The following is a 7,551-nucleotide window of genomic DNA, read 5'->3' as shown; positions in this document are numbered from 1 at the left end:
CACTCTCCAGCCTACGATGCGTCGCGCGAACACATCAACGATGAAGGCAACATAAGCGAAGCCTTGCCAGGTGGCCAAGGATCCGCCGCTTAAGGCAATGGTGCTGTGCGTGGACGAGAAGAGTAAAATTCAGGCGCTGGATCGCACTCAGCCCATGCTGCCGCTGGCACCGGGCATTGCTGAGCGACGTACCCACGACTACATGCGCCATGGCACGACTACCTTGTTCGCGGCACTGGATATCGCCACCGGCGAAGTGATTGGCGAGTTGCATCGACGTCATCGCAGCAGTGAATTTGTGCAGTTCTTGCGCACTATCGACGCGAGCGTACCGCCCGATCTGGATGTCCATCTGGTGATGGACAACTACGGTACGCACAAGACGCCCTCGATCAAGAACTGGTTCGCACGTCATCCGCGCTTTCATGTGCACTTCACTCCGACTTCTGCCTTCTGGCTCAACCAGGTCGAACGTTGGTTTGCCACGCTTACGGAGAAATACCTTCGACGAGGAACCCATCGTTCGACACGCCGACTGGACGACGCGATCCGCCACTATCTTGAGGTTCATAACGCGAATCCTCGACCGTTTGCCTGGAGCAAATCGGCCGATGAAATTCTGGCGAGCGTCGAACGGTTTTGCACGCGGGTGCGCAACGCATCGGAGTGAACGTCATGGACATTGATACTGCTGCAGTTGACGACGCAGTTCTCGCACTTCTTTACCTGACGCTGCATGATCATAACCGTGCATGGAAGAGCTTCGATTGGGATGTGCTGAACCGGATATATGAACGAGGCATGATTGGCGATCCCGTTAATAAGGCAAAGTCCGTTGTGTTCACCGACGAGGGTCTCCACGAATCCGAGCGCCTCTTCAAGCAAAACTTCGTCCCCTCAAGCAGCAAAGAGTACTAATGAAACGAATTTCTAACTCACGACACTAGTTGCCCGCAGATCTCAGAATCGTCAATGTCTTCAAGGGCGCCTACGCGAAACCTGTCGACCAAGGCATTCATAAGCCACGTCAAAACCTCGATAACTGGCGCATCGGCGCGGGTTCAACTATGTATTACCCGGTCGCCGTGGGCGGCGGTTTGTTCTCCATTGGCGACCCTTGTATCGCAAGGCGACGGCGAGATCAGCGGCACCGCGATCGAGGCATCGCTCAATGTAATGTTCCAGATCGTGCTGCGGCGCGACTTCGCATTTCCCTCGCCGCTGCTAGAAACGCCGGACTTCTGGATCGTCCATGGCTTCGATGAAGATCTCAACATCGCGACGAAAAATGCTTCACGCGATATCGTGTTTTTCCTTACCGAGCAGCAAGGCCTCTCGTGACGACGCGTATTCGCTGATGAGCGTCGCCGCGGATTTCTCCGTGACCCAGGTCGTCGACGGCCGTCAGGGCATTCACTGCAAGATCCCCCGCAGTGTCTTTCCTCCTAAGAAAAAGCCTCGCCTGTGAGTAGTGCGTACGCGCGCGGTAACGGTGCATCCACGCACCGTTACCGCGCGCTGCAGCGCTAGCGGCGTCACTATCAATGGCACGGACATTGCCTTTGAATTTTTCAACTGACGTTCGTCAGGGTCCGGGAGCCTGGGTTGGAATTACCGCGTTTCACCACCGAGTCGTATGCCGAAGTAGATCGCCTGCGCGCCTGGAGCGAGGCGCTCGACCGGCTTGGCTTGCGCTGCGGCACGCCTCTCGCTGCCGGGCCCCCGATGCATGGAACGATCACGTCGCGCAGGTCGACAAGCGGCTTTGAGCTGATCGCGCTGGCCGCATTCGCGCAAACCATCGAGTTCAAGGTCGACGGCGCCGACAGTCTCGTGATCGTGCTGCATCTCGACGGCGGCGTGACCCTCGTCGCCGACGGCGTGCGTGCGCAAGTTGCAACCGGCGATATTATGTAAGCTTCATCGCCCGAGGAAGCCCACCTGGCGTTCACATCCGACTTCCGCGCGTTCGCGATCCGCGTGCCCCGCTCCGCCATCAACGCACGCCTTCTTACACCGTTCTTGCTGCGTGCCGGGCGTTTGCCAGGCGAAGCCGGCATCGGTCACGTGTTCTCCGGCTTTCGCGCTCGATTGCTGAAAGCGTTGAGACGCTCACGCTCGACGAGTGGCGCCCCCTCGAACTCGCGCTCGCGGAATTCCTGGTCGCGAGTCTCGCCGCTCACGACAAGGAAGGCAGTTTCAGTGGACTCACGCCGTCCCAGGCCGCGATCTTCTCGCGAGTGTGTCGGACCATCGAGGGCAATCTCGCCGACCCCGATCTCGGGCTGACATCGATAGCCAAGGAAGAGCGCGTCTCGCCGCGCTATCTGCAGAAGCTGTTCGAAGCGGTTGGACAGGATTTCTCTATCTACTTGCGCTCGCGCAGGCTGGAACGCTGCCGCGCGGAGTTGGTGAACCCGCTGTATGAGAAGGTTTCGATTGCCGATGTCTGTTTCCGCTGGGCTTTCAACGATCCCGCGTATTTCAGCCGGGTGTTCCGCGAGCAATATGGCGCGTCGCCGCGTACCTTTCGACATGAAGCGGGTCTCGAATTAGCGCGCCATCTCGTGCGGCGAATCTCGCGCGGCGTGCCTGTCAATGCCCTTCAGTCACGATCTAAGCCTGTGCTCGAAGTGAACAGTGGCGACACGGTAACCATCGAAACGCTCACGCAACACGCGGCGGACGACTGGGAGCGCATGGTGCAAGGCGATCCAGGCGCCGAAAGTGTGTTCCATTGGACTGCAGGGCGCAAGAACGTCAACCGCCGCGGCGCAGGGCCCATGGACGCGTCCATCTACGGACGTGGTGCGGGAGAAGGCATCGGCGTGCATATCTGCACAGGTCCGATCGCCGTGCGCGGCGCGGACCTGGGTGATGTGCTAGAAGTGCGTATCGTCGATATTCATCCGCGTAGTTGTGCCAATCCGAAATTCGCCGGCCGCGCGTTCGGCAGCAATGACGCTGCGTAGTGGGGCTTTCACTATCGCGAGTTATTGACCGAGCCGAAACCGCGCGAGGTTGTCACCATCTATGAAATCGACGCCGCCGCCACCGCCGGCGAAACCGCGTACGCTCGTGCGGTCTATAACTTCCGCTGGACACCTCAGCGCGATCCCTTTGGCGTGATGCATCCAACGATCGATTATCCCGGCTTGCGGGTCGATCATTCGACGGTCGTCGAGAATCACGACATCCTGAAGAACGTCAAGATCCCGGTGCGCCAGCACTTCGGCGTGGTCACCGTCGCACCGCAGCAGGACGGTCTGATAGATTCGATTCTACCGTCCACCTTCGGCGGCAATCTCGACAACTGGCGCGTGACGCGCGGCGCGAGCGTCTTCCTGCCAATCGGGGTACCCGGCGCACTGCTCTCCGTTGGCGACCCTCATGCATCGCAAGGAGACTCGGAACTGCGCGGCACTGCGATCGAGTGTTCTCTTACTGGTGACTTCCAACTGGTGCTTCATAAGAAAGATACGCTAAGCGGCCAGCCGTTTGCAGACTTCACCTACCCACTGGTCGAAACCGCCGACGAATGGGTTCGTCGCGGCTTCAGTTATCTAAACTATCTAGCCGAGTTTGGCACGAACGCGCAAAGCGCGGTGTATGAAAAATCGACACTCGACCTCGCGATGCGCGACGCGTTCATCAAAACGCGGCGCTTCCTGGACGACCAAAGGCCTGTCCGAAGATGCGGCGATCTCGCTGATCTCCGTCGCGGTCGACTTCGGCGTGACACAGGTGGTGGACGGCAACTGGGGTGTTCACGCGATCATCCGAAAGGCGCTGTTCAACTCGTGAAGTAGCATGAGTCACCTCCGATGCGCGTGCAGACAAGAGTTTGTTCGCAAAAAGCTCGATGCGGCTATTTTGGCATCCATACCATGTGTTCTGACGTGACCACCGGCGTACGCGCCGCTCGACAGGACTCTTTGGACCATGGATTCTCTCGCACATCGCGTGCTGCCCGGCCACGGGCGCTTTCCATATTTACCGATCAACGGTCGCCCTGTTTATCGCTGGCCTGACGGTTCGCGGCTCGCGGTCTATATCGGCTTCAACATCGAGCACTTTGCGTTCGGCGCAGGACTGGGGCCAACTATCGGTCCGGTGATGCCCGAACCCGATGTGCTGAATCACACGTGGCGAGAGTACGCATTGCGTGTGGGCGCATGGCGCTGTCTCGATCTCTTCGATGAACTCGCGCTGCCCACCGCCGCCATCGTCAACACGGCGCTCTACGATCACTGCCCGGAGCTGGTCGCCGCTTTCGCTCAGCGCGGCGATGAACTGGTCGCGCATGGTCATACGAATTCGGAAAGGCAAGGAACGCTTACCGAAGACGACGAACGCGCGCTGATCACTGCATGCCGGAAGCGGATTGCGGCGGAGAGCGCTCAACAGCCAGCAGGCTGGTTGTCGCCGTGGCTCTCGGAAAGTCATGTCACCAGCGATCTGGTAGCCGAAGCGGGCTATCAGTACACGCTCAACTGGTGCCACGACGATCAGCCCACGCGCCTGCACACGCGCAACGGTCAGCCGCTGTGGGCGATTCCGTATCCGGAAGAAATCAACGATATCCCGATGATCCTTGCACGCCAGATGGATGCGAAGTCGTTCGCCGATATGGTGATCGATCACTTCGAGGAAATGCTGCGGCAATCCGCGCGTCAGCCGCTGGTGATGGGCATTGCATTGCATGCATACCTGATGGGTCAGCCACATCGTTTGTGTCACTTGCGGCGGGCACTCGAACACATTGCGCGCGCGCGCGACGAGGGCCTCGCCTGCATCACTACGCCGGGTTCGATCGCAAGCCACATGGCCTTCCTCGGCCGTTAGATCACTTCATCCTCGCTTCGCTGTACCACCTCTTCCAAATTCATATCGTTCAACCTGAATAGGATTCGCCATGTTCATGTCAAAGGCAATCAAGCTGCTTCTATGCGCAGTCAGCGGCCTCCTCCTCGCGCAAGGCGCGTCGGCACAATCGTGCGAACCGTCCAAGGTGGCGCAGAAATACCCCTCGCTCGCAGGCAAGACGATCAAGATCGGCGTAGACCCAGAGTCGCCGCCGTACGCATTCCGTGACGGCGAGGATCTCAACAAGATCATCGGCGCCGATGCCGACATGGCCCGCGCCGTGTTCGCCTGCGCTGGCGTGCAGACCGAATTCTTTACCGCCGGCTGGCCCGGCTTGCTGCCCGCACTGCGTGCCGGACAGATCGATGTGATGTGGGACCTGTTGTACTACACGCCGGAGCGCGCAAAGGAGACAAGCTTCGTCACCTATATGCAGGCCGGTACGGGCGGTCTGGTCGCAGCCGGCAACCCCAAGAAGATCGATGACATCTCCAGGCTTTGCGGCCTGACGGTCACGGCAGGTATCGGCACTGTCGAACTATCGATGGCGCAAGCGCAAGCCGCCAAATGCAAAGCGGAAAACAAGCCCGACGTAACCATCATGACATCCGCGGATATCGCGTCAGGCGCGCGCCTGGTTGCGAGCCGTCGCGCCGACGTCATGATGTACGACCTGGCGCTCGTCGACGGACTGGCCAAACAGAACCCACAGCTCTACACGCGCGGCTTCATGGTGACGAGCGGCATGAAGATCGGCGTGGGTGTGAAGAAAGGCAACGCCGATATGATCGCCGCCGTATCCGATGGACTCAAGATCATGCAGGCCAATCAGACCCAGAAGAAGACCTTTCAGCAGTACGGCGTCGATCCGTCGCTGGAAACGCCGACCACGCTACTTACTCAATAGAGGCTGCCTGCCCGGCACACCCACGCCGTGTGCCAGCAGCGTCATGGATCAGGGTTCGGAAATGAAGGCATTGCGTATCAAATATATGATCGTCGGCACCCTCTGTATGGCGGCCATGTTCGTATTGCAGCCGGCGATGGCCGCCGGTCTCGATGGCGTTCAGGTGCTCGACGGTTTCAAAGAGCTGGCAGGTTACGTCGGCTCACCGTTCCTGCTCGGCGGCGCGTGGATCGCGGTGAAGATCACGCTGATAGCGATGTCGATCGGGCTGGTGCTCGGGCTCGGTCTTGCGCTGATGCGGCTGTCGCGGTTCAAGGCGCTGGACTCAGCGGCGTGGAGTTATATCTGGTTCGTGCGCGGCACGCCGCAACTGCTGCAACTCGTATTCATCTTCGATGCGTTGCCGCTGATCGGTTTGCGTTTCGATGAAGTCACGACTGCGGTTATCGGCTTCGCCTTGAACGAAGCCGCGTTCAGCGCTGAGCTGTTTCGTGCCGGGATCCTGTCGGTGAACCGTTCGCAATCGACCGCGGCCGCCGCACTCGGCATGGGACCGTTGCTGACGTTGCGCCGCATTATCCTGCCGCAATCGATGCGCGCGGTGATCCCCGGTCTCGCAAACGACACCATCGGCATGTTGAAGCTGACGTCGATCGCGTCGGTGATCTTCGTCAACGAGCTCACGTTTCGCTCGCAACAGGTCGTCGGACAGAACTTCAAGTTCTTTACCGTGTTCGGCGCGGCGGCGGTGATTTATCTGATCCTGACGAGCGGGATCTCATTGCTTCAGGTGTGGCTCGAACGCATCTTCGATCACGAGCGCGAGCGAACGCTCAGGTTCTCGTGGTTCGGACTGCGCGCATCGACGAGTGATGTGAAACCTCTCGACGTACCGATTGTTTTGCCCGTCGCCGCCAAAGAGCGAGAGACGAACGATCACGCGTGGATCGGCACCCTGCTGCCTGCCGGAAGCCGCACGCCGCGGCAGTGCGATGAACCGTTTGTCGTGTGCAAGAACGTCTGGAAATCATATGGCAAACGCGAGATCTTGCGGGGCGTCGACCTGTCAATCGCGCATGGCGAAGTGGTCGTAATAGTCGGCCCGAGCGGTTCCGGCAAAAGCACCCTGCTCAAGCTCATCAACCATCTCGAACCGCTTGACTGGGGAACGATCAAGGTCGATTCGCAGTATGTGGGCTATCGCGAAGTGCCGGGTGGCGGCGGCACGGTACGGCCCCTGCACAACCTCGCACGCGCACGCGCCGAAGCACGCGTGGGCATGGTGTTCCAGCATTTCAATCTGTTTAGTCATTTGAGTTCGCTGGACAACATCGTGGAAGCACAGCGTCAGGTCTATGACGTGCCTCGCGCGGAGGCGGAAGCGCTCGGGCGCGAGCTGTTGAAGAGCGTGGGCCTGGCCGAACACGCGGATTTTCTGCCGCACCGGTTATCGGGCGGACAGCAGCAGCGCGTGGCGATTGCACGTGCGCTCGCGATCAAGCCCAAGTTGATGCTCTTCGACGAACCTACTTCCGCGCTCGATCCAGAACTGGTCGGCGAAGTGCTTGGAGTGATGCGCGGGCTTGCCGACGCCGGCATGACGATGGTCGTGGTCACGCACGAAATCCGCTTTGCCCGCGATGTCGCTGACCGCGTCGTCTTCATGGATGGCGGTGAAGTGATCGAGCAAGGGACACCGCAGCAGGTCATCGACAACCCGACTGAAGAGCGCACCCGAAAATTCCTTAACATCGTTGCCAATTAACTATGAGGCTCAA

The 7,551-nt window shown here is 59.5% G+C and carries 5 protein-coding genes and 4 pseudogenes; 8 read left to right on the top strand and 1 reads right to left on the bottom strand.

All coding sequences use genetic code 11. From position 1 onward, the window contains the following. Positions 1-78: pseudogene (locus NCS58_RS22770) on the bottom strand (integrase); the annotation flags it as partial. Positions 79-82: 4 nt separating this feature from the next. Here NCS58_RS22770 and NCS58_RS22765 point away from each other — a divergent pair. The 8 genes and pseudogenes from NCS58_RS22765 to NCS58_RS34205 all read left to right on the top strand — a co-directional run. Continuing rightward, positions 83-670, top strand: a pseudogene (locus tag NCS58_RS22765) (IS630 family transposase); the annotation flags it as partial. Between the two features lie 5 nt (positions 671-675). Continuing rightward, a complete protein-coding gene (locus NCS58_RS22760; protein ID WP_061121933.1) occupies positions 676-918 on the top strand; it encodes a DUF6429 family protein in 243 nt (80 codons plus the stop codon). A gap of 113 nt (positions 919-1,031) precedes the next feature. After that, positions 1,032-1,468: pseudogene (locus NCS58_RS22755) on the top strand (acetamidase/formamidase family protein); the annotation flags it as partial. A gap of 137 nt (positions 1,469-1,605) precedes the next feature. After that, positions 1,606-1,917 (top strand): hypothetical protein, encoded by a 312-nt coding sequence (locus NCS58_RS22750; protein WP_250478523.1) that lies wholly within the window; start codon positions 1,606-1,608, stop codon positions 1,915-1,917. 173 nt (positions 1,918-2,090) lie between these two features. Beyond that, positions 2,091-3,804, top strand: a pseudogene (locus NCS58_RS22745) (acetamidase/formamidase family protein). Positions 3,805-3,942: 138 nt separating this feature from the next. Next, positions 3,943-4,845, top strand: a complete 903-nt coding sequence (locus tag NCS58_RS22740; RefSeq protein WP_250538886.1) for a polysaccharide deacetylase family protein — start codon at positions 3,943-3,945, stop codon at positions 4,843-4,845. Between the two features lie 76 nt (positions 4,846-4,921). After that, complete coding sequence (locus NCS58_RS22735) at positions 4,922-5,773, top strand: ABC transporter substrate-binding protein (RefSeq protein WP_250478524.1); 852 nt, start codon at positions 4,922-4,924, stop codon at positions 5,771-5,773. A 43-nt stretch (positions 5,774-5,816) separates the two neighbouring features. Then, on the top strand, positions 5,817-7,538 hold the full coding sequence (locus NCS58_RS34205) for an amino acid ABC transporter permease/ATP-binding protein (protein ID WP_284502354.1): 1,722 nt from the start codon (positions 5,817-5,819) through the stop codon (positions 7,536-7,538). Positions 7,539-7,551 lie beyond the last annotated feature (13 nt).

It is taken from the genome of Caballeronia sp. INML3B, from assembly GCF_023631305.1.
GTDB classification, from domain to species: domain Bacteria; phylum Pseudomonadota; class Gammaproteobacteria; order Burkholderiales; family Burkholderiaceae; genus Caballeronia; species Caballeronia turbans.
This window is presented reverse-complemented; position numbering and strand designations above follow the sequence as displayed.